The sequence below is a fragment of the Kitasatospora sp. NPDC004615 genome, assembly GCF_042873545.1.
In the GTDB taxonomy this organism is placed as follows: Bacteria; Actinomycetota; Actinomycetes; order Streptomycetales; family Streptomycetaceae; genus Kitasatospora.
On record NZ_JBIALQ010000024.1, the window covers coordinates 1 to 1,188 of the forward strand.

Sequence of the window (1,188 nt, forward strand, 5' to 3'; positions counted from 1 at the left end):
GGGACTTGCTCCCTGAGCTGGTGGTGGCCGCAGAGACCAGCGAGAAGCGACTGTTTACTAAAAACACAGGTCCGTGCGAAGCCGTAAGGCGATGTATACGGACTGACGCCTGCCCGGTGCTGGAACGTTAAGGGGACCGGTTAGTCCGATTTCGGTCGGGCGAAGCTGAGAACTTAAGCGCCAGTAAACGGCGGTGGTAACTATAACCATCCTAAGGTAGCGAAATTCCTTGTCGGGTAAGTTCCGACCTGCACGAATGGCGTAACGACTTCTCGACTGTCTCAACCATAGGCCCGGTGAAATTGCATTACGAGTAAAGATGCTCGTTTCGCGCAGCAGGACGGAAAGACCCCGGGACCTTTACTATAGCTTGATATTGGTGTTCGGTTCGGCTTGTGTAGGATAGGTGGGAGACTTTGAAGCCGTGACGCCAGTCATGGTGGAGTCGCCGTTGAAATACCACTCTGGTCGTGCTGGATGTCTAACCTGGGTCCGTGATCCGGATCAGGGACAGTGTCTGGTGGGTAGTTTAACTGGGGCGGTTGCCTCCTAAAGAGTAACGGAGGCGCCCAAAGGTTCCCTCAGCCTGGTTGGCAATCAGGTGTTGAGTGTAAGTGCACAAGGGAGCTTGACTGTGAGACTGACGGGTCGAGCAGGTACGAAAGTAGGGACTAGTGATCCGGCGGTGGCTTGTGGAAGCGCCGTCGCTCAACGGATAAAAGGTACCCCGGGGATAACAGGCTGATCTTCCCCAAGAGTCCATATCGACGGGATGGTTTGGCACCTCGATGTCGGCTCGTCGCATCCTGGGGCTGGAGTAGGTCCCAAGGGTTGGGCTGTTCGCCCATTAAAGCGGTACGCGAGCTGGGTTTAGAACGTCGTGAGACAGTTCGGTCCCTATCCGCTGTGCGCGTAGGAGTGTTGAGAAGGGCTGTCCCTAGTACGAGAGGACCGGGACGGACGAACCTCTGGTGTGCCAGTTGTCCTGCCAAGGGCATGGCTGGTTGGCTACGTTCGGGAGGGATAACCGCTGAAAGCATCTAAGCGGGAAGCCTGCTTCGAGATGAGCACTCCCACCTCCTTGAGAGGGTAAGGCTCCCAGTAGACGACTGGGTTGATAGGCCGGATATGGAAGCCCTGTGAGGGGTGGAGTTGACCGGTACTAATAGGCCGAGGGCTTGTCCTCAG

1 rRNA gene is annotated in these 1,188 nt (G+C 56.4%); it reads left to right on the plus strand.

From position 1 onward, the window contains the following. Nucleotides 1-1,186, plus strand: a 23S ribosomal RNA gene (locus ACFYS8_RS36425); the annotation flags it as partial. Nucleotides 1,187-1,188 lie beyond the last annotated feature (2 nt).